18 protein-coding genes and 2 tRNA genes are annotated in these 19467 nt (G+C 66.8%); 1 reads left to right on the top strand and 19 read right to left on the bottom strand.

The window, feature by feature from the left end; all coding sequences use genetic code 11:
* Positions 1 to 6: 6 nt before the first annotated feature.
* Positions 7 to 402: a VOC family protein gene (locus tag RND78_RS02345; protein ID WP_312725714.1), complete on the bottom strand. Its 396-nt coding sequence runs from the start codon at positions 400 to 402 to the stop codon at positions 7 to 9.
* A complete protein-coding gene (locus tag RND78_RS02340; RefSeq protein WP_312725711.1) occupies positions 399 to 1349 on the bottom strand; it encodes a 2-dehydropantoate 2-reductase in 951 nt (316 codons plus the stop codon). Before RND78_RS02340 ends, RND78_RS02345 begins: the two co-directional genes overlap by 4 nt.
* Positions 1350 to 1442: 93 nt before the next feature.
* On the opposite strand from RND78_RS02340, the gene RND78_RS02335 reads away from it, so the two are divergent.
* Positions 1443 to 2351 (top strand): LysR family transcriptional regulator, encoded by a 909-nt coding sequence (locus RND78_RS02335; RefSeq protein WP_312725708.1) that lies wholly within the window; start codon positions 1443 to 1445, stop codon positions 2349 to 2351.
* A gap of 306 nt (positions 2352 to 2657) precedes the next feature.
* Here the strand turns inward: RND78_RS02335 and RND78_RS02330 are convergent.
* The 17 genes from RND78_RS02330 to leuD all read right to left on the bottom strand — a co-directional run bounded on the left by RND78_RS02330 (position 2658) and on the right by leuD (position 19456).
* Positions 2658 to 2734, bottom strand: a tRNA-Asp gene (locus tag RND78_RS02330).
* A gap of 38 nt (positions 2735 to 2772) precedes the next feature.
* A tRNA-Val gene (locus RND78_RS02325) sits at positions 2773 to 2848 on the bottom strand.
* 211 nt (positions 2849 to 3059) lie between these two features.
* Complete coding sequence (locus RND78_RS02320) at positions 3060 to 3827, bottom strand: SDR family oxidoreductase (protein ID WP_312725705.1); 768 nt, start codon at positions 3825 to 3827, stop codon at positions 3060 to 3062.
* Positions 3824 to 5035, bottom strand: coding sequence for an O-succinylhomoserine sulfhydrylase (locus tag RND78_RS02315; RefSeq protein WP_312725703.1), 1212 nt, complete (start codon positions 5033 to 5035; stop codon positions 3824 to 3826). Before RND78_RS02315 ends, RND78_RS02320 begins: the two co-directional genes overlap by 4 nt.
* A gap of 10 nt (positions 5036 to 5045) precedes the next feature.
* Entirely contained in the window at positions 5046 to 6554 is a 1509-nt protein-coding gene (gene purF, locus RND78_RS02310) for an amidophosphoribosyltransferase (protein ID WP_312725700.1), read from the bottom strand.
* Between the two features lie 82 nt (positions 6555 to 6636).
* A complete protein-coding gene (locus tag RND78_RS02305) occupies positions 6637 to 7182 on the bottom strand; it encodes a CvpA family protein (RefSeq protein ID WP_312725699.1) in 546 nt (181 codons plus the stop codon).
* Between the two features lie 54 nt (positions 7183 to 7236).
* Positions 7237 to 7893, bottom strand: a complete 657-nt coding sequence (locus RND78_RS02300) for an SPOR domain-containing protein (protein WP_312725697.1) — start codon at positions 7891 to 7893, stop codon at positions 7237 to 7239.
* Positions 7894 to 7896: 3 nt separating this feature from the next.
* Positions 7897 to 9189, bottom strand: coding sequence for a bifunctional tetrahydrofolate synthase/dihydrofolate synthase (gene folC / locus RND78_RS02295; protein WP_312725695.1), 1293 nt, complete (start codon positions 9187 to 9189; stop codon positions 7897 to 7899).
* A complete protein-coding gene (accD, locus tag RND78_RS02290; protein ID WP_312725692.1) occupies positions 9189 to 10058 on the bottom strand; it encodes an acetyl-CoA carboxylase, carboxyltransferase subunit beta in 870 nt (289 codons plus the stop codon). Before accD ends, folC begins: the two co-directional genes overlap by 1 nt.
* Before the next feature lie 205 nt (positions 10059 to 10263).
* Complete coding sequence (locus RND78_RS02285; RefSeq protein WP_312725690.1) at positions 10264 to 10893, bottom strand: phosphoribosylanthranilate isomerase; 630 nt, start codon at positions 10891 to 10893, stop codon at positions 10264 to 10266.
* A gap of 54 nt (positions 10894 to 10947) precedes the next feature.
* On the bottom strand, positions 10948 to 11811 hold the full coding sequence (gene truA / locus RND78_RS02280) for a tRNA pseudouridine(38-40) synthase TruA (protein WP_312725790.1): 864 nt from the start codon (positions 11809 to 11811) through the stop codon (positions 10948 to 10950).
* A 59-nt stretch (positions 11812 to 11870) separates the two neighbouring features.
* The gene (locus RND78_RS02275; RefSeq protein WP_409457004.1) at positions 11871 to 14486 is read right to left on the bottom strand and encodes a FimV/HubP family polar landmark protein; all 2616 of its coding nucleotides are present in this window, start codon (positions 14484 to 14486) and stop codon (positions 11871 to 11873) included.
* Between the two features lie 174 nt (positions 14487 to 14660).
* On the bottom strand, positions 14661 to 15656 hold the full coding sequence (locus RND78_RS02270; protein WP_312725688.1) for an aspartate-semialdehyde dehydrogenase: 996 nt from the start codon (positions 15654 to 15656) through the stop codon (positions 14661 to 14663).
* Positions 15657 to 15732: 76 nt separating this feature from the next.
* Positions 15733 to 16845 carry an aspartate-semialdehyde dehydrogenase gene (gene asd / locus RND78_RS02265; RefSeq protein ID WP_312725687.1) on the bottom strand — a complete coding sequence of 371 codons (1113 nt, stop codon included), beginning with the start codon at positions 16843 to 16845 and terminating at the stop codon, positions 15733 to 15735.
* A 56-nt stretch (positions 16846 to 16901) separates the two neighbouring features.
* Positions 16902 to 17984 carry a 3-isopropylmalate dehydrogenase gene (gene leuB / locus RND78_RS02260; protein WP_312725685.1) on the bottom strand — a complete coding sequence of 361 codons (1083 nt, stop codon included), beginning with the start codon at positions 17982 to 17984 and terminating at the stop codon, positions 16902 to 16904.
* Between the two features lie 19 nt (positions 17985 to 18003).
* Positions 18004 to 18768, bottom strand: coding sequence for a class I SAM-dependent methyltransferase (locus tag RND78_RS02255; protein ID WP_312725682.1), 765 nt, complete (start codon positions 18766 to 18768; stop codon positions 18004 to 18006).
* A 43-nt stretch (positions 18769 to 18811) separates the two neighbouring features.
* Positions 18812 to 19456, bottom strand: coding sequence for a 3-isopropylmalate dehydratase small subunit (gene leuD, locus RND78_RS02250; protein ID WP_312725680.1), 645 nt, complete (start codon positions 19454 to 19456; stop codon positions 18812 to 18814).
* Between the last annotated feature and the right edge of the window lie 11 nt (positions 19457 to 19467).

Below are 19467 nucleotides of genomic sequence, written 5' to 3'. Positions count from 1 at the left end.
TCGCTGTCACTCGGTTTGCCGGGCGTTGACGGCCAGGGCTTCGTGCACGGCGCGGGCAGGCACGGCCTGGATGAATTCCAGCGCCAGGCCATCGGGCAGGCGCAGCCAGTTATGGCCCTGGGGCATTTCCTCCACACCCGCGAAGCGGCGGGCGGCGGCCAGGGCGGCGTCGACGTCCTCACACATCAGCCCCAGGTGGCCCAGGCGCCCCTCGGGGCCGGCGAAGTCCGGCTTGCTCATGAACTGCATGCCGCCCAGCGTCCAGTACTGGGTGGGCTCCTCCAGGGTGCCGTGGACCTCACGCAGGGTCATGCCGAATACCTCGTGGAAGAAGCGGATGTGCCAGTGGATATCCTTCACCCAGATGGCCACGTGTTCCAGATAGGCCTTGGGAATGCTCATGGTTTGGCGTCCTCTTGTTGTCGGTCGGCCATGGCCCGCTCGATGCCCTTGATGCAGGCGACCAGCGTGGCGTTGACCGGGGTCGGTACGCGGTACTGCTGGCCGAGCCGCACCACCGCGCCATTGATGAAGTCAATTTCAGTGATGGAGCCCTTCTGCAGGCTCTGCAGCATGGAGGTCTTGAACGACGGCGCCAGCCCCTCGCGGGCCAGTTGCCAGGCCGCTTCCGGCTCCTGCAGCCCCAGCTCGACCCCGGCGGCGCGGGCCACCGCGATGGCTTCGGCCACCGCCTGCAAGGCGATGTCGCGCAGCAGCGGCTCGCTGTAGAGCTGGCCGTAGGTGAGCTGGGTGATGCCGGTGAGGGCCCCGGTGGCGACGTTCACCTGTAGCTTGTCCCACAGGGTGCCGCGGATGTTGGCGCTGACCGTGGTGGCGAGGCCCGCGCCGCCGAAGGCCTCGGCGACCGCCTGGACCCGCGGCGTGACCTGGCCGTCGAGTTCGCCGATGAGGGTCTGCTTGCCCGCCACCCCGCTGCGGATCCGCCCCGGTCCAAGCAGTACGCCGCCGACATAGGTCTTGCCGGCGATCACCCGCTCGCGGCCGACGATCTCGGCCAGCAGCTCTTCATGACCCAGGCCGTTCTGCAGCGAAAGCACCAGGGTATGGGGACCGACCAGCGCCAGCGCCTGGGTCATGGCCTCCGCGGTGGCGAAGGACTTGACCAGCACCACCACCAGATCGACCACGCCGATGGCCTCGGCGGCCACCGCAGCCCGAACCGGTACCCGGCGACTGCCGTCGGGCGTCTCGATCTCCAGGCCGTCCCGGCCGATGGCATCGATATGGGCATTGGGCCGGTTAAGCAGCCAGGTGTCGTGCCCCGCTTCGCTCAGCCAGGCACCGAAGGTACTGCCCAGCGCGCCAGCGCCGAGGATGCAGATTCTCATGGGATCAGGGCTCCTTGTTGAGCCCCTACCCTAGGCCGAGCCGCGATGTTGAGCTATACAATGAACTCAATTCGCCCATCAGGAATTCTGATAATGCCAGCCAGCGACGGCCTGCCGGAACCCAAGCTACTGCTGCTGTTCGAGGTGCTCTACAACACCGGTAGCGTCACCCGGGCCGCCGAACAGCTGGGCCAGAGCCAGCCCACCATCAGCCTCTGGCTGAGCAAGCTGCGCCAGCAGCTGCGCGATCCGCTGTTCGTGCGCACCCCCGGCGGCATGAAGCCTACGCCCCAGGCCGAGGCGCTGATCACCCCCTGCCGGGAAGTGCTGGAATCCCTGCGCCGCCTGGTGGACTGGGAAGTCGCCTTCGATCCGGCGACCGCCCAACGGCTGTTTCGCCTCTGCCTGAGCGACGCCAGCCATATCACCCTGCTGCCGCGCCTGCTGGAGCGGTTGCGCGAGATTGCCCCGGGGGTACGCCTGGAGCTGGCACGGATCGATGGCCACACCGAGCAGGCGCTGGAGATCGGCGAAGCGGACCTGGCCATCGGCTTCATTCCCTGGCTGGGCGGCGGCATCTACCAGCAGGTGCTGTTTCCCCAGGATTGGGTGTGCCTGGCCGGCCCGACGCACCCTCGCGTCGACGGCCGCCTGACGATCTCGGACTACCAGCGCGAAGGCCATGTCCAGGTCAGCGCCGGTACCGGCCAGAAACTGCTGGACGCCGGCCTGGTGCGGGCGCAGACGAAACGCCGGATCGTGCTGGAATTGCCCGGCTTCCTGGGCGTCGGCGCGGTGATCCAGAGCACCGACCTGCTGGTGACCCTGCCGCGCCACATCGGCCAGACGCTGGCCACCACCTACGGCCTGCGGGTCCTGGAATGTCCGGTGCCCATCGAGGGCTTCACGGTCAAGCAGCACTGGCACGCCCGTTATCACCAGGATGCCGGCAACCGCTGGCTGCGCGGCGTGCTGGTGGAGTTGTTCGGTCGCGCGCGCTAGTGTGGTGTTTCAGAAATTAACTGCACGATTTTGGCGGCGTTTTTTCGGCGTGGGCGTTGTTGCCACTCCTCGTCATAGCCCTGCCATGACTCGTCGCGGCGCCTAGCCCCGCCAAAAAATCACTCGCCAATTTCTGCGCGAACTTCTGAAACACCACACTAGGCGGTCTCGGCCGCAGCGGCCGGATGAGGGATAGGTGCACCGCCTGAGCCGTTCCCCCGCTTTTCTCCAGGCACAAAAAAAGCTGCCCTTGGGCAGCTTTCTTCGTCTCGTTCAGGCAGTTCAGAGGGCCTGAAGTGAGATATGTGGCGCGGCGGACGGGACTCGAACCCGCGACCCCCGGCGTGACAGGCCGGTATTCTAACCGACTGAACTACCGCCGCGCAGTGCGTGTACCTTGCGGAACACTTCCCGAGGAGATTGGTGGCTGATGACGGGATCGAACCGCCGACCCCCTGCGTGTGATGCAGGTGCTCTCCCAGCTGAGCTAATCAGCCATCCCCTTCGGGTGACGCGCATTCTGCTCGTAGCCCCTTGATCCGTCAAGGATTTTTCCAGTTTTATTTTTCACGAAAGCCTGCTCAAAGGCTCGCGAGCTAGAGCCAAACAAGGCGAAAAGACCTGAGGAAGCGGAGTTTACGAGTGGTAAATGAGCATTCCGAAGGTCTTTTCAACGCAGTTTGGCCGACGCGCAGCAGACTTTGAGCGCTAGTCGGCGTAGATCATCTTGCGGGTCATGCCGCCGTCCAGGGTGATGGCTTCGCCGGTGATGAAGCCGGCATTGCCGCCAAGCAACCAGGCCACGCAGGCCGCCACGTCCTCGACCGTCCCTACCCGCCCGACCGGATGCTGTCCGTGATCGGCGGCCGACAGCGGTTCGGCTTCACGCTCATGGGGATCGCGCGCGTCGATCCAGCCCGGACAGAGTGCATTCACCCGCACCTCCGGCCCCAGGCTGATGGCCAGGGCATGGGTCAGGGCGAGCAATCCGCCCTTGCTCGCGGCATAGGCTTCGCTGTGCGGCTCGGACTGCTGGGCGCGAGTCGAGGCGATGTTGACGATGGCACCCTGCTGTTCACGCAGGTAAGGCGCGCAATGCTTGGCCAGGAGCATGGGGCCATCCAGATTGACCCCGAGTACCCGGCGCCATTCGCCGAACGACAGGCTTTCCAACGGCTGGCCTTGCGCCGCGGCGAGCCCGGCGTTGTTGACCAGGGCATCCAGGCGACCGAACTGGCCGATCACCTGGGCGACAGCGGCCTCCACCTGGGTCTCGTCCGCCACGTCCAGGGCGACGAACCAGGCCCGCTCGCCGAGGGCCTCCGCCACCTTGGCACCGCGTGCCTGCTCGACGTCGGCTATCACCACGCGCCAGCCCTCGGCGATCAGCCAGGCGGCGATGCCGAGGCCGATGCCCCGGGCCGCGCCCGTGACCAGAGCGACCCGCGGCTCCACCGGTGCGAACAGCAGACTCATAGCGCCGCCAGTCCGCGGGCCAGGTCCTGCTGCAGGTCACCCAGGTCTTCCAGACCCACGGCAACCCGGATCAGGCTGTCGCGGATCCCGGCATTGGCCCGCTCGGCCGGTGACAGCCGCCCGTGCGAAGTGGTCGCCGGGTGGGCGATGGTGGTCTTGGTATCACCCAGGTTGGTGGTGATGGAGATCATCCGGGTGGCATCGATGAAGCGCCAGGCGGCGTCACGCCCGCCCGCCACCTCGAAACTCACCACCGCGCCGAAAGCCGACTGCTGGCGGCGGGCCAGGTCGTGCTGCGGATGGCTTTCCAGGCCGGCGTAGTGGACGCGCTCGATACCCGGCTGCCCTTCCAGCCAGCGCGCCAGCTCCAGCGCGGTCTGGCTGTGGGCCTGCATGCGGATCTTCAGGGTCTCCAGGCCCTTGAGGAACAGCCAGGCATTGAAGGGGCTGAGGGTCGGCCCGGCGGTGCGCAGGAAGCCCACCACCTCCTTCATCTGCTCGGCCCGGCCGGCCACCACGCCACCCATGCCGCGGCCCTGGCCATCGATGTACTTGGTCGCCGAATGGATGACGATATCGGCACCCAGCGCCAGCGGCCTTTGCAGCGCCGGGGTGCAGAAGCAGTTGTCCACTGCCAGCAGCGCGCCCTGGGCCTGGGCGATCTCGGCCAGGGCGGCGATGTCCACCAGCTCGGCCAGGGGGTTGGACGGCGACTCGACGAAGAACAGCCGGGTGTTGGGCTTGCAGGCCGTCCGCCAGGCCTCGAGATCGGCCAACGGCGGATAGTCCACCTCGATGCCGAAGCGCTTGAAGTACTTCTCGAACAGGCTGATGGTGGAGCCGAACACGCTGCGCGAGACCAGCACGTGGTCACCGGCGCTGCACAGGCTCATCACCATGGCCAGGATGGCTGACATGCCCGAGGCGGTGGCCACCGCCTGCTCGGCGCCTTCGAGGGCCGCGATGCGGGTCTCGAAGGTGCGCACCGTGGGGTTGGTGTAGCGCGAATAGACGTTGCCCGGCACCTCGCCGGCGAACCGTGCCGCCGCATCGGCGGCGGTCCGGAACACATAGCTGCTGGTCAGGAACAGCGCCTCGCCGTGCTCGCCTTCCGGCGAGCGCTGCTGCCCGGCCCGCACCGCCAAGGTCTCGAAGGCCGCGCCCTCGAGATCACTGTCCAGGCGTCCGGCATCCCAGTCTTGGCTCATGTGCAGCTCCTTAGTCGTTGTAGAGGTCGATGATGGCGCTCACCGCCTGGTGCTTGACCTTGGCGGCGTCGTTGCGCGCCTGCTCGATGCGATTCAGATAGGCGGCATCGACGTCGCCGGTGATGTACTCGCCATCGAACACCGCGCAATCGAACTGCTCGACCTTGGGCGCCTTGCGGGTACGCACGGCTTCCTTGAGGTCCTGTATGTCCTGATAGAGCAGCCAGTCGGCGCCGATCAGCTCACCGACTTCCTCGGTGGTCCGCCCGTGGGCGATCAGCTCGTGCACGCTTGGCATGTCGATGCCGTAGACGTTGGGGAAACGCACCGCCGGCGCCGCCGAGCAGAAGTAGACTTTCTTGGCACCGGCTTCGCGGGCCATCTGGATGATCTGCTTGCAGGTGGTGCCACGCACAATGGAGTCGTCCACCAGCATCACGTTCTTGCCGCGGAATTCCAGCTCGATGGCGTTGAGCTTCTGGCGCACCGACTTCTTGCGCGCGGCCTGGCCGGGCATAATGAAGGTCCGGCCAATGTAGCGGTTCTTGACGAAGCCCTCGCGGAACTTCACGCCCAGGTGGTTGGCCAGTTCCAGGGCCGCGGTACGGCTGGTATCCGGGATCGGGATGACCACGTCGATATCGTGGTCCGGGCGCTCGCGCTGGATCTTCTCGGCGAGCTTCTCCCCCATGCGCAGGCGCGCCTTGTACACCGAGATGCCATCGATGATGGAGTCCGGCCGGGCCAGGTAGACATGCTCGAAGATGCAGGGCGCGTACTGGGGATTCTGCGCGCACTGGCGGGTGTAGAGACGGCCGTCTTCGGTGATGTACACCGCTTCGCCCGGCTCCAGGTCGCGGATCAGGGTGAAACCGAGCACGTCGAGGGCGACGCTCTCGGAGGCGATCATGTATTCCACGCCGTACTCGGTGTGCCGCTGGCCGAAGACGATGGGGCGGATGGCATTGGGATCGCGGAAGCCGACGATGCCGTAGCCGGTGATCATGGCCACCACCGCATAGCCACCCCGGCAACGCTCATGCACCTCGGAGACGGCGGCGAAGACGTCGTCCTCGGTGGGCTGCAGCTTGTTGCGCACCGCCAGCTCGTGGGCGAAGACGTTGAGCAGCACCTCGGAATCGGAGTTGGTGTTGACGTGGCGCAGGTCGGATTCGTAGATCTCCCGCGACAGCTGCTCGACGTTGGTCAGGTTGCCGTTGTGCGCCAGGGTGATGCCATAGGGCGAGTTCACGTAGAACGGCTGCGCCTCGGCGGAGCTGGAACTGCCGGCGGTGGGATAGCGCACGTGGCCGATGCCCATGTGGCCGATCAGGTGCTGCATGTGTCGCTGCTGGAAGACGTCACGGACCAGGCCGTTGTCCTTGCGCAGGTACAGCTTGCCGTCCCGACTGGTCACGATACCGGCGGCATCCTGACCGCGATGTTGAAGGACGGTGAGCGCGTCGTACAACGACTGGTTGACGTTCGTCTTGCCCACGATACCTACGATGCCACACATGTGACGCGACCCCACTGTTTCAAGTGATGCGATGGCGAACCATCGCCGGATGACCCCGGCGGAGCGGAGCCTGGAAAACGGTTCAAGGAGCCTTGGGCCCCAGCTGCGGCAACAACTGCAGACTCGGCATGGGCGTCGAGCCCAGCCATTGGCCGGCAAAGCCCAACAGCAGATTCTTCGACCAATCGGCTACCAGGAGAAAATGCGGCACCAGTACCGACTGCTGCCACCAGCCATCCTGCTGGACCGGTCCGAGGCTCAAGAGCCCCACGGCCACGGTAATGAGCAAAGCACCGCGGGCCGCCCCGAAGGCCATGCCCAGGAAACGATCGGTGCCCGACAATCCGGTGACGCGGATCAATTCACCAAGCAAGAAGCTCACCAGGGCGCCCACGAGCAGGGTCAGCACGAAGAGAATGACACAGGCGGCGATCACCCGCCCGGAAGGTACCTGGATATAGTCCACCAGATAGGTGGAGAGCGCTCCGCCGAACACCCAGGTGACGCCGCCAGCGACGATCCAGGTGGCCAGCGACAGCGCTTCCTTGACGAAGCCGCGCCTGAGACTGATCAGGCTGGAAACGATGACGACGGCGACGATCGCCCAGTCCACCCAGGTGAAGCCCACGGCAAGGTCCACTTACAAAAAGGCCCTGCATTCTAGCAGAGCCTGATCACCGGGTTAACCGCGCTCCGGCTGAAAGCGTACGACGAAGCCCTTGACGCCATTCTGCTTGTTGAGCTGGTCGCGCAGCCGATCGGCCTCGCTCCGCTCTATCACTGGCCCGACGAAGACCCGGTTCATGCCATCGGCGGTACGCACGTAGGCGTTGTAACCCTGGCTGCGCAGCTTGGCCTGCAGCGCATCGGCACTGGGACGCGATGACAGGCTGGCAAGCTGGACCGACCAGCTGACCGGCAGATTGGCTGCGCCCAGCCGCGTATCGGGCTTGGCTGCCGGTGCGGGGGTAGCGGCCGGCGCTGCAGGCGCAGTGGTCGGCGCCGCCTTGGCCACCGGGGCGGATGGAGCAGCCTGGGGCTGGGCTGGCGGCGGACTGGCCGGAGCGTTCTGCACCGGTGCCTGGCCGACGGTTCCGGCAATGGGCGTCTGCGGCTTGCCGAGCGGCTTGGCCGGATCGTCGGGCACCACTTCCACCGGCGGCGCCTCGGGCGTCTGCACCGGTTGCACCTCGGTGCTGGGCACGGTCGGCGCAGCGGGTTGCGGCGGGGTCTCGACCACCACCTTGCGGGCATCGTCCTGGCGGCTGAAGAGCATGGGCACGAAGATGATGATCAGCGCCAGCAGCACCAGCGCTCCGATGACTCGTTGCTTGAGCATGGGTTAGGCCTCCGCGGATTCGGATAGAGGATCGAGCTGCGCGAGCACCTCGGCGACGCTGTAGAAGGAGCCGAACACGACCACCTCGTCGTCCGCGGTGCTGGCCGCCAACTGGGCATCGAAGGCGGCGGCCAGGGAAGCATGGGCCTCGGCCTGGGCGCCCCGGGCGGTGAGGATGGCTGCCACCTCGGCACCGTCGCGACTGCGGCCGGTCGGCAGCGTGGCTACCGCCCAATTGGCGAAGAGTCGCTCCAGCGGTGCCAGGATACCGTCCAAGTCCTTGTCCGCCAGCACCCCGAACACGGCGCGGCGTACGCCTGCGACAGGCTTCATGGTCAGACGGCGCGCCAGGTACTCGGCCGCATGCGGATTGTGGGCCACGTCCAGCAGCACCTGGCGCCTCTCCCCTGCCCACGCGACCTGGCGACGATCCAGCCGACCGGTCATGCGTGTGGCCAGCAGCGCCGCGGCGATCCGCTCCGGATGCCAGGGCAGTCCGAGCAGGGCATAGGCCTGCAACGCCAGGGCGGCATTCTCCATGGGCAGATCCAGCAGCGGCAGGCCGGCCAGTGTCAGGCCGTTACCCTGGGCATCGCGGCCACGCCAGAACCAGCTGGCACTCTCGACCTGCAGATCGAAGGCTTCGCCCCGCTGCAGCAAGGGCGCGCCCAGACGCTCGGCGGCCTGGGCCAGCTCGACCGGCGGCTGCGGGTCGCCACAGAGGGCGGGCTTGCCGGCGCGGAAGATGCCGGCCTTTTCCACCGCCACGCTTTCGCGGGTGTCGCCCAGCCATTCGGCATGATCCAGGCCGATGCTGGTGACCAGCGCCAGGTCGGCGTCGATCAGGTTCACCGCATCCAGGCGGCCACCAAGCCCGACCTCGAGGACGGCGACGTCCAGCTGGGCACGCTCCAACAGCCAGAAGGCTGCCAGGGTGCCCATTTCGAAATAGGTCAGGCTGATCTCGCCGCGCGCAGCCTCTACCGCAGCGAAGGCGGTACAGAGGTCGTCATCGCTCGCCAGGGTGCCCTCGACGTCCACCCGCTCGTTGTAGCGCACCAGGTGCGGCGAGGCGTAGACGCCGACCCGCTGGCCGTTGGCGCGCAGCAGGCTGGCGAGAAAGGCGCAGGTAGAGCCCTTGCCGTTGGTGCCGGTGACGGTCACCACCCGCGGCGCCGGCCGGGCCAGGCCCAATCGCTGCGCGACCTCGCGCACCCGGTCCAGGCCCATGTCGATCGCCGAGGGATGCAGCTGCTCGAGATAGGCCAGCCACTGCGCGAGGCTGCGCGAAGGCATCAGGCCGCCGGAGCCGGCTGGTGCTGGAAGGTCGCCAGCAGGCGGGCCAGGCGATCACGCAGCTCCCTGCGCGGCACGATGATGTCGACGGCGCCGTGGTCCAGCAGGAATTCGCTGCGCTGGAAGCCTTCCGGCAGTTTTTCGCGCACGGTCTGCTCGATCACGCGGGGACCGGCGAAGCCGATCAGCGCCTTGGGCTCGGCGACGATGACGTCACCCAGCATCGCCAGACTCGCGGAGACGCCACCATAGACCGGATCGGTCAGCACCGAGATGAAGGGGATGCCCTCTTCGCGCAGGCGCGCCAGCACTGCGGAGGTCTTGGCCATCTGCATCAGGGAAATCAGGGCTTCCTGCATCCGCGCACCGCCCGAGGCGGAGAAGCAGATCAGCGGGCAGCGCTCTTCCAAGGCCACGTTGGCGGCACGGACGAAACGCTCACCCACCACGGCCCCCATGGAGCCGCCCATGAAGGAGAATTCGAAGGCGCAGACCGCCACCGGCATGCCCTTGAGGGTGCCACGCATGGAGATCAGCGCGTCTTTCTCGCCGGTCTCCTTCTGCGCCGCGGTAAAGCGATCCTTGTACTTCTTGCTGTCGCGGAATTTCAGCCGATCCACCGGCTCCAGTTCGGCACCCAGCTCTTCACGCCCGTCGGCATCGAGGAAGATGTCCAGCCGGCGACGCGCGTTGATGCGCATGTGATGACCGCACTTCAGGCACACGTCCAGGTTCTTTTCCAGCTCCGGACGATAGAGGACCGCTTCGCAGGCCGGACACTTGTGCCAAAGACCTTCCGGTACCGAACTGCGCTTCACCTCGGACCGCATGATGGAAGGAATCAGTTTGTCGACCAGCCAATTGCTCATGCATCTCTCTCCACTTGCATGGGCTCCCAGCGCGACCTAGGCCACGCCTTCCTTGAGCATCCGTATATAGGGTTCGGCAATGCCCGCTCGGGGGCCACTACCACGTCTCAATGCCGCCTCCGCCGGAGTCGGACTTCAGGCCTGCCGCGGCGGGCCTGTCGAATATGTCGCAGGTGTGGACGGTCACCGCCCTGCGAGGGTCACATCAGGGGATCGGGGCACTCCGCACGGCGGCAATGAATCGCGCGATCTCAGCCGCGTCCTTGATGCCCTTGGCCTGCTCCACGCCGCCACTCACATCCACCCCATAGGGCCGCGCCGCCGCGATGGCCGTGGCGACGTTGTCCGCCTCCAGGCCGCCGGCAACGATCAACGGTAGCGGCAGCTCCCGCGGCACGCGCGTCCAGTCGAAGGCCTGGCCGGTGCCACCGGGCACACCGGCGACATAGGTGTCGAGCAGCAGCCCGCGAGCGCCGGCGTAGTCCTGGGCGATGGCGGCGAGGTCGATGTCTTCGCGCATGCGCAGCGCCTTGATGTAAGGGCGACGATAGCGGGCACACTGGGCCGGCGTCTCGTCGCCGTGGAACTGCAGGAGATCCAGGGGCACGGCGTCCAGCGTTTCCTCGATCTCGCAGGGAGAGGCATCGACGAAGAGCCCCACGCTGGTCACGAAGGGCGGCAAGGCCGCCACGATCTGCCGGGCCTGGGCCGCGCTGACCGCCCGCGGACTGCGGGCGTAGAACACCAGGCCGATGGCGTCGGCACCGGCCGCCGCGGCGGCCAGGGCATCCTCGACCCGGGTGATCCCGCAGATCTTCACTCGAACGTTAGCCAAACTGGAATGACCTCGTCCCAAATCGATGGATGTTAGCAGACCGCCCGTCCAGCGTCAGCCTTGGGGGTCATCCAACTCGGGGATATGCCCGAGGAACAGCGGCCCCAGCGGGCGCTCGGGCAGGGGCAGGTGCTCGGGATACTCGGCCCTTACCAGATAGAGGCCATAGGGGTGAGCGGTGACGCCGCCCAGGCGCCGCTCCCGCGCGGCCAGGACCTCGCCCACCCACTCCACTGGCCGCTCGCCGCAACCGACCGCCATCAGCACCCCGGCGATGTTGCGCACCATGTGATGCAGGAAGGCATTGGCGCGGATGTCGAGGACGATCAGTCGCCCGCTCTGCCAGAGACGCAGGTGATGGATGGTCTTGATCGCCGACTTGGCCTGGCAGGCCTTGGCCCGGAAGGAGGTGAAATCATGCGTACCGAGCAGCACCTGGGCCGCTTCGCGCATGGGCTCGACGCGCAAGGGGCGATGATTCCAGGTGACCTCCTCTGCCAGGTGCGCGGGTCGGATCGGATCGTTGTAGATCACATAGCGGTATCGCCGGGCCATGGCACTGAAGCGGGCATGGAATTCGTCGCTGACCGGCTTGACCCAGGTCACGCTGATATCCGAGGGCAGATTGGCGTTGGTGCCCATCACCCAGGCCTTGAGCGGCCGGGAAACGGGAGACTCGAAATGCACCACCTGGCCGGTGGCGTGCACGCCACAATCGGTTCGTCCGGCACAGTGAAGGGCGATGGGCGCCGCGGCGACCTCGGACAGCGCGTCTTCCAAGGTCTCCTGAACGGAGCGCACCCCGGGTTGCTGGCGTTGCCAGCCGCGATAGCGAGCACCCTTGTACTCGACGCCGAGCGCGATGCGTTGCGGAGGGACGATGATCGTGGGGTCTAGAAAATCCAAGGCGACAGTCAGGCGAAAAAAAGGGGAGGCAGCTTATAGCGCCTCCCCTCCTCTGCCAAGTGCAACAGGCATCAGCTGAGCTGGGCGAGGATCTCCCGGGCCTCCTGCTGTTGCCCGGCATTGCCCTCGGCCAATACCTCGTCGAGGATGTCGCGGGCCCCTTCGGGATCGCCCATGTCGATGTAGGCGCGCGCCAGGTCCAGCTTGGTCGCGGTCTCGTCCTCACCGGAGAGGAAGTCGAAATCGTCCAGGCCGTCCCCGGCGGCGCCCCCCTTCGTGGTCTCGGCATCGAACTGGCGGGAGGCTTCCTGCAGGCGCGCGGCGAATTCCTCGTCGCTCTCGCGCTTGGGTGCCGGCCGCTCCTCGAGGTCGGATAGGTCGAAATTGGCCGGCAACTCGCTGTCGGCGGCCGGCTCACGGGGCGTCAGCGGCTCATCGAAGGCCGAATCCGCCGCGGACGGCGCACTGGTTTCGTCCTGCGCCAGGTCGCCTTGGCGTTCGAATTCGCTGAAATCCAGGGCAAAGTCATCGTCCTTGGCCGTCGGACTGGCAGGCGAGCCGGCGGGGGCCGGATCGAAATTGAGATCGAAGTCGAAATCGTCGCGGGCATCCCGGCTACCGGCCTGGGCCTCGGCGAAGGCTTCGCCGAACAGCGGCTCTTCGGCCGGACCGGCGGCCGGACGAGGCTCGTCGTTGCCGAAATCATCCAGTGACAGGTCGAAGTCCTGGCTGTCCTCGGTGGCCGAGAACCCCTGGTTACGTGATGACTCCTCACTCAACTCGTGGGCGGCGGCCAGGGCCGCGGCCCCCACGGTGGCGGCGCCCACGGCCACGGTGGCCATGGCCGGATAGCGCGATTTCAGGTGATCGACCGCCGGCTGGGCACCACCGATTTCCTTGAGTTCGCTCTCCTCGCGCTGGAAGCCGTCCTTGTCGCCCATCTCGGCGTAGACTTCCATGAGCTTGAGGCGCAAGTCGGCTCGGTGGGGTTCCTGGTCGCTGGCCTTCTTGAGCACTTCGGCCGCCTGGCTGAAGCGCCCGTAGGCCATGTAGATGTCCGCCTGGCCGAGGGCGTCATCCTGAGCATCGGCGTCGCGGCTGGCGTCCTGGGGATTCTGGCTCAGCTCCAGACCGGCGAGGCCGTGGTGATCGCCGAGTTCCGGGTCCGGATCGAAGGCGGTATCGGTACGCGCCGCTTCGGCATCACGGGCGCGCTCGGCTTCCTTCACCGCATTGCGCCGCGAATTGACCATCAGCAGCACCAGCAGAGCCAGCAAGGCGCTGCCACCGATGATGCCGAGCCACAGCGGGTTGCTGAGGATGTCGTCAAGGAAGCTGTTGGTCGCCTCCGTGGGCTGCGTAGCCGGCGTGCTTGGCGTGACGGGGATGACCTTGGGTTCGCTGGCGGCCGGCGGAGCCGTGCCGGTTCCGGCCTCGCTGGCGGGCGGCGTGGTGGGTTGGGCGGGCGGCGTCTCCACGGGCGGCGTAGCGGCTGGCGCGGCCGCGCTAGGCTCCTGGGCAACTGGCGGCGCGCCGTTCACCGACGGCGTTGCCGTAGCCGGCGTCTCGGGCGTACTCGGCGCGGGCTGGCCCGCAGCCTGGGGATTGGCCATGGTGGCCTGCATGCGGGCGAGCTGGGCATCCTTGAGCTGCATGATCTTCTGCAGCTTGTCGAGCTGCGATTGCAGGTCACCCAGACGGCTCTTGAGTTCGTCGTTCTCGCGGCGCGTGGTATCCAGGCTTTCCTGGGTCACGGCGAGGCGATCGGCCAGGGCCTGGTCGCTACCCTTGCCACCCTTGCCGTTGGCGGCATCGCCAGGCTTGTTCGCCGGCTGGCCGGAGAGCAGCTTGAGGTTGTCCCTGGGGGCAGCGGCAGCGGGCGCCTCGGTGGTACCCGGTTGGCTGGAGGCGTCCACCTGGCGGCGCGGCGTGCCGGACGCGGCGCTGTCGCCGCCCTGCTTCCAGGTACGGGTCTGGCGCGCGATCTCGGCCACGGCTTCACGTTGGGAGCGCGTCTTGACCTGGGCCTGGTCGGGCAGGCGCAACACCTGGCCGCTCTTCATCAGGTTGATGTTGCGGTCGATGAAGGCGTCCGGGTTGAGGTCCTGGATCGCCAGCATGGTCTGGTCGACGCTGACACTGCCCGAAGGCCGGTTGCGCGCGGCGACTTCCCAAAGGGTATCGCGGGCTTCGGTGGTGTAGGTACCGGGCGCCTGGGGAGCAGTGGGGGCCGGCGCAACGGGCGCCGCCGCCGGGCGCGGGGCTTCCGGCGCGGTCGCTCGAGGCCGAGGGGTCGCCGGGACCTGGGGGGCGAAGGGTGCCGCGGCCGCCTGCGGGGTATACAGCGGCGGATCGAGCAGCACGGTGTACTCGCGGAGGATGCGTCCGCTGGGCCAATTCACCTCGAGCAGGAAATTCAGATAGGGTTCGCGCACCGGGCGTGCCGAGGTGACGCGGATGACCGTGCGGCCATTGCGCGTTTCCGGCGCGAACTTCAGATCGTTCAGGAAGAAGGCGCGATCCACGCCGGCCTTGCCGAACTCTTCGGGAGAGGCAAGGCTGGGCCGCAAGTCGGCGGAGCCGAGATCACGCAGGTCCGACAGATCGATGGTGGCATCGAAAGGCTGGTTGAGAGCGGAATTGAGGTGGATCTCCCCCAGGCTAAGGGCCTGGGCCGCGCCGGACATCAAGGCGCTCGCCGCTGCAATTGCCCGCACCAGTTTCTGAACTCGAACCATGACCGTCCCTTTTTAGAAGCTATCGACCGCGCCATGAGAGCGGCGCCTGTGTCCATCGCTGCGTGCTGCGTCAACGCCCTCGTCGCTCAGGCGACCAAGGCGAAACGTTTCACGGAGTATCTTTTAGGCCGACTGTTTAAGCAACAATTCGGCCAGCTGAACGGCCGTCAGCGCCGACAATCTGACGTTGTCCGCCACCAACCAGCATTCCAGCCTCCGCGCATCCCGCGGATGCAGCCGTACCCGCCCCACCAGTACCTCCTCCCGCCCCAGGGCATCACCCACTGCGGAAGGACAATCAACGTCCTCATCGAGCGCCAGCCCGGGCTCGTCACCCAGGGCCTCCAGCACCTGCTGCAGCTCCCAGGGCTCCACGCCCCTCAGGCTCAGTGCCAGGCTGTCACCAAAGAACACGGGCGCCTGCAGCGCCGTGACGTCGAGCACCGGCAAGGTTTCGCCCAGTACCTGCTGACATTCGTCCAACAGACGATGTTCCTGGGCAGTATAGCCATCCGCTGCCGGAGCACCGGTACGACCGAGCAGGTTGAACGCCAGCTGGCCTTCGAACAGCCGGGCCTCGACCGGGCGACCGTTGAGCAACTCGGTGGCCTGGCGCGCCAGTTCCTCGACACCGCCACGCCCAGCACCGGAGGCGGCAAGACAGGCGGTCAGGGAAGCGTCGGCCAGGGTGTTGAGGCGGGCCAGCACCGCCGCCACGCTGGCGGCGGCCTGGGCGGCGGCGAGGGGTACGCCGAGCCAGGGCGCGGCGGGCAGGCGATCGAGGCGCTCGCCGTTGATGCGCGGCAGCACGGACGCCGCGGCCGAGGCGCCGCTGAGGTCGAGTACCGCGCAGCCGGCGGCGGCCAGTTGCGGCTTCAAGGTCTCCACCACGGCGGCCGGGGCGGCGAGAATGACGATGCCGACCTGGGCGAAATCGAAGCCTTCGAGCCCCGTGACTCTCAGGTTGCTGCCTCGGAAGGGCAGATTCTGCCCCGCCGATTCACCGCTGGCGAGCAGGTGCAGGCGCCCGAGGGGCACGTCACGCTCGTCCAGCAGCTCGCGAATGGCTTCGCCGTAGGCGCTGGTCGCACCAACGAGGGCGATATCTCTGGCAGTCATGATAGGCGGTCCAAAACGAAAGAGGGCCGCACTTTACTGGCGGCCCTCCTCTACTGGCAAACGTTTAACTAGTAGCCTACTGCTCCAGCAGGATACGCAGCATGCGCCGCAGCGGCTCCGCGGCGCCCCATAGCAGCTGGTCGCCGACGGTGAAGGCGCCCAGGTACTGGGAACCCATGTTGAGCTTGCGCAGACGACCGACCGGCACGCTCAGGGTGCCGGTGACGGCGGCCGGCGTGAGCTCGCGCACGCTGACATCGCGGTTGTTCGGCACCAGCTTGACCCAGGGGTTGTGCTGGCTGATCAGACCGTGGATGTCGGACAGCGGCACATCCTTGTTCAGCTTGATGGTCAGCGCCTGGCTGTGGCAGCGCATGGCGCCGATGCGCACACAGATGCCGTCCACCGGGATGGGGTTCTTGAAGCGGCCGAGGATCTTGTTGGTCTCGGCCTGGGCCTTCCACTCTTCGCGACTCTGGCCGTTGGGCAATTCCTTGTCGATCCAGGGGATCAGGCTGCCGGCCAGGGGCACGCCGAATTGCTCGGTGGGGAAGGCTTCGCTGCGCAGGGTCTCGGCGACCTGGCGGTCGATGTCGAGGATGGCGCTGGCCGGATCGGCCAGGCTGTCGGCGACGGCGGCGTGGGTCGCGCCCATCTGGCGGATCAGCTCGCGCATGTTCTGGGCACCGGCGCCGGAGGCGGCCTGGTAGGTCATGGCGCTCATCCAGTCCACCAGACCGGCTTCGAACAGCCCACCCAGGGCCATCAGCATCAGGCTGACGGTGCAGTTGCCGCCGATGAAGTCCTTGCGGCCATCGGCCAGGGCCTGGTCGATGACGCGACGGTTGACCGGGTCCAGCACGATGACGGCGTCGTCCTGCATGCGCAGGCTGGAAGCCGCGTCGATCCAGTAGCCTTTCCAGCCGGCCTGGCGCAGCTTGGGGAACACCTCGCTGGTGTAGTCGCCGCCCTGGCAGGTGAGGATGACGTCGAGGGTCTTCAGCTCGTCGATGCTGTAGGCATCCTTGAGCGGCGCCACGCCCTTGCCGATGGCCGGGCCTTCACCGCCGACGTTGGAGGTGGTGAAGAACACGGGCTCGATCAAGTCGAAATCCCGCTCTTCGAGCATGCGCTGCATGAGCACGGAGCCCACCATGCCACGCCAACCGATCAGACCTACACGCTTCATCGCTACTGCACCTTTGTTGTCTTGAGGACGGCCGCCTCCCCCGGCGGCCGATCAGATTAACGCCTTACGAGCGCCCCTACTACTGCTTCGCCCATCTCGCGGGTACCGACCCGCCGTTTGCCTTCCGACCAGATGTCACCGGTCCGCAGCCCCTGGTCGAGCACCTTGCCCACGGCCGCCTCGATGGCTTCGGCCGCGTCGGCGGCGCCGAAGGTATAGCGGAGCATCATGGCCACCGAGAGGATGGTGGCCAGCGGATTGGCTACGCCCTGGCCAGCGATATCGGGCGCCGAGCCATGGCAGGGTTCGTACATCCCCTTGTTGTGGGCGTCCAGGGAAGCCGAGGGGAGCATGCCGATGGAGCCGGTGAGCATCGAGGCTTCGTCGGAGAGGATGTCGCCGAACATGTTGTCGGTGACGATGACATCGAACTGCTTGGGCGCGCGGACCAGCTGCATGGCGGCGTTGTCGACGTACATATGGCTGAGCTCGACGTCCGGATAGTCCTTGGCCACCTCCTCCACCACTTCGCGCCACAGGCGACTGGATTCCAGCACGTTGGCCTTGTCCACCGTGCACAGCTTGCGACCGCGCAGGCGGGCCATGTCGAAGCCGACGCGGGCGATCCGACGGATCTCGCCTTCGCTGTACGGCAGAGTGTCGAAGGCCTGGCGTTCGCCATTCTCCAGCACCCGGGTCTCGCGCGGCGAGCCGAAATAGATGCCGCCGGTCAGTTCACGGACGATGAGGATGTCCAGCCCCGATACCACTTCGGGCTTGAGGGTGGAGGCCTCGGCCAGTTGCGGATAGAGGATGGCCGGGCGCAGGTTGCCGAACAGGCCCAGGGCGGAGCGGATCTTCAGCAGGCCGCGCTCGGGACGGATGTCGCGCTCGAGCTTGTCCCACTTGGGACCGCCCACGGCGCCCAGCAGCACGGCGTCGGCGGCGCGGGCACGTTCCAGGGTCTCGTCGGCCAGGGGCACGCCATAACGGTCGATGGCAGCGCCGCCCAGGTCGTCATGGACCAACTCGAAACCCAGCTCGTAGTCGCGGTTGACCGTCTCCAGCACCTTGACCGCCTCGGCCATGATTTCCGGACCGATGCCGTCGCCCGGCAGGATGAGGATCTGCTTGCTCATTGTCGTTTCCTGTTCCAAATCAGATGGGCTGGGCCCAGAGAACCATGACGTCGACGCTGAAGGAGCCGTCGCGGTCGATTTCGAAATACTGGCGGACTTCCTGGCCGATCTTGTTCTGCAGGCTACGGATGGCCTGGCACTGGGGCTCGGGCGTACGCATGCGTTCGGTCCAGCTGGCGAAGTCCAGGCGCAGGCGCTGGCGGCGGCAGCGGGTCACGCCCAGGCGGGCCATGTCCAGCAGGCGGTGCCACTCGGCCAGGGAGTAGTTACGCACATGGCTGATGTCGCGCAGGATCTCCACCGTCTGCAGGTAGGTGTCCAGGCGCGGGTTGGCCGGCGACACCACGTCGATGATGGCCATTTCGCCACCGTGTCGCAGCACCCGGCGCACTTCGCGCAGGGCCGCGCCGATGTCGCGCCAGTGGTGGGCGGAGTATCTACTGAAGACGAAGTCGAAGCTGGCATCGCCGAACGGCAGGTGCTCGGCCATGCCGGGCTGGACACCAATGTTGTCCAGGCCCTGCTCGGCGGCGCTGCGCTTGACCACCGAGAGCATCTCCTCGGCCAGGTCGAGGGCGATGACCTGCCCTGCCACCGGTGCCACGTTATAGCTGACGTGACCGCCGCCACAGCCGAGGTCGAGGACCTTGGCATTCTCGCGGCGTGCCACGGCGTCGCGCAGTTCGAGCAGTTCGGCGCCTTGGGCGTGGACGGCACTGGTCAGATAGGCCTCGGCGGTGGCGCCGAATTGCTGCTGTACGTGTTGCTCGTGTTCACCGCTCATGGAGCCTCCGGGAAAGCGCCGATCCCGGGGATCGGCGGCTGGGTCAAGCGCTGGGGAACATCCAGGGACTGCTCTGGCGATAGCGGGCTTCGAAGCTCGCGATGGCGTCGGCATCCTGCAGGGTCAGGCCGATGTCGTCCAGGCCGTTGAGCAGGCAATGCTTGCGGAAGGCATCGATCTCGAACGCCAGGGCCACGCCATCGGGCCGGCGCACGGTCTGGCTCTCGAGGTCGACCTCCAGTTGGTAGCCCTCGTTGGCCTCGACCTGACGGAACAGCTCGTCCACGTCGGCATCGCCGAGGATGATCGGCAGCAGGCCGTTCTTGAAGCTGTTGTTGAAGAAGATGTCGGCGAAGCTGGGCGCTATCACCGAGCGGAAGCCGTAGCCATCCAGGGCCCAGGGCGCGTGCTCGCGGCTGGAACCACAACCGAAGTTCTCGCGGGCCAGGAGGATGCTGGCGCCGGCATAGCGCGGCTGGTTGAGCACGAACTCGGGGTTGAGCGGCCGCTTGCTGTTGTCCTGGCCGGGCTGGCCGACATCCAGGTAGCGCCATTCGTCGAACAGGTTCGGGCCGAAGCCGGTGCGCTTGATCGACTTGAGGAATTGCTTGGGAATGATCTGGTCGGTGTCGACGTTGGCACGATCCAGGGGCGCGACCAAACCGGTGTGCTGGGTAAAGGCTTGCATGGTCAGGCTCC

It is taken from the genome of Pseudomonas oryzihabitans, assembly GCF_032027545.1.
Classification (GTDB): domain Bacteria; phylum Pseudomonadota; class Gammaproteobacteria; order Pseudomonadales; family Pseudomonadaceae; genus Chryseomonas; species Chryseomonas oryzihabitans_F.
The sequence above is the reverse complement of the archived record's forward strand: the minus strand, read 5'-3'. Positions and strand labels throughout refer to the sequence as shown.

Excerpts from the sequence above, each read along its gene's own strand:
- asd (WP_312725687.1), bottom strand. The coding sequence starts at position 16,845 with ATGAAGCGTGTAGGTCTGATCGGTTGGCGTGGCATGGTGGGCTCCGTG.
- RND78_RS02345 (WP_312725714.1), bottom strand. The coding sequence starts at position 402 with ATGAGCATTCCCAAGGCCTATCTGGAACACGTGGCCATCTGGGTGAAG.
- purF (WP_312725700.1), bottom strand. The coding sequence starts at position 6,554 with ATGTGTGGCATCGTAGGTATCGTGGGCAAGACGAACGTCAACCAGTCG.
- RND78_RS02335 (WP_312725708.1), top strand. The coding sequence starts at position 1,443 with ATGCCAGCCAGCGACGGCCTGCCGGAACCCAAGCTACTGCTGCTGTTC.
- accD (WP_312725692.1), bottom strand. The coding sequence starts at position 10,058 with ATGAGCAATTGGCTGGTCGACAAACTGATTCCTTCCATCATGCGGTCC.
- leuB (WP_312725685.1), bottom strand. The coding sequence starts at position 17,984 with ATGAGCAAGCAGATCCTCATCCTGCCGGGCGACGGCATCGGTCCGGAA.
- RND78_RS02300 (WP_312725697.1), bottom strand. The coding sequence starts at position 7,893 with ATGCTCAAGCAACGAGTCATCGGAGCGCTGGTGCTGCTGGCGCTGATC.
- RND78_RS02270 (WP_312725688.1), bottom strand. The coding sequence starts at position 15,656 with ATGACTGCCAGAGATATCGCCCTCGTTGGTGCGACCAGCGCCTACGGC.
- RND78_RS02340 (WP_312725711.1), bottom strand. The coding sequence starts at position 1,349 with ATGAGAATCTGCATCCTCGGCGCTGGCGCGCTGGGCAGTACCTTCGGT.
- RND78_RS02315 (WP_312725703.1), bottom strand. The coding sequence starts at position 5,035 with ATGAGCCAAGACTGGGATGCCGGACGCCTGGACAGTGATCTCGAGGGC.
- RND78_RS02320 (WP_312725705.1), bottom strand. The coding sequence starts at position 3,827 with ATGAGTCTGCTGTTCGCACCGGTGGAGCCGCGGGTCGCTCTGGTCACG.
- folC (WP_312725695.1), bottom strand. The coding sequence starts at position 9,189 with ATGCCTTCGCGCAGCCTCGCGCAGTGGCTGGCCTATCTCGAGCAGCTG.
- leuD (WP_312725680.1), bottom strand. The coding sequence starts at position 19,456 with ATGCAAGCCTTTACCCAGCACACCGGTTTGGTCGCGCCCCTGGATCGT.
- RND78_RS02275 (WP_409457004.1), bottom strand. The coding sequence starts at position 14,486 with ATGTCCGGCGCGGCCCAGGCCCTTAGCCTGGGGGAGATCCACCTCAAT.
- RND78_RS02255 (WP_312725682.1), bottom strand. The coding sequence starts at position 18,768 with ATGAGCGGTGAACACGAGCAACACGTACAGCAGCAATTCGGCGCCACC.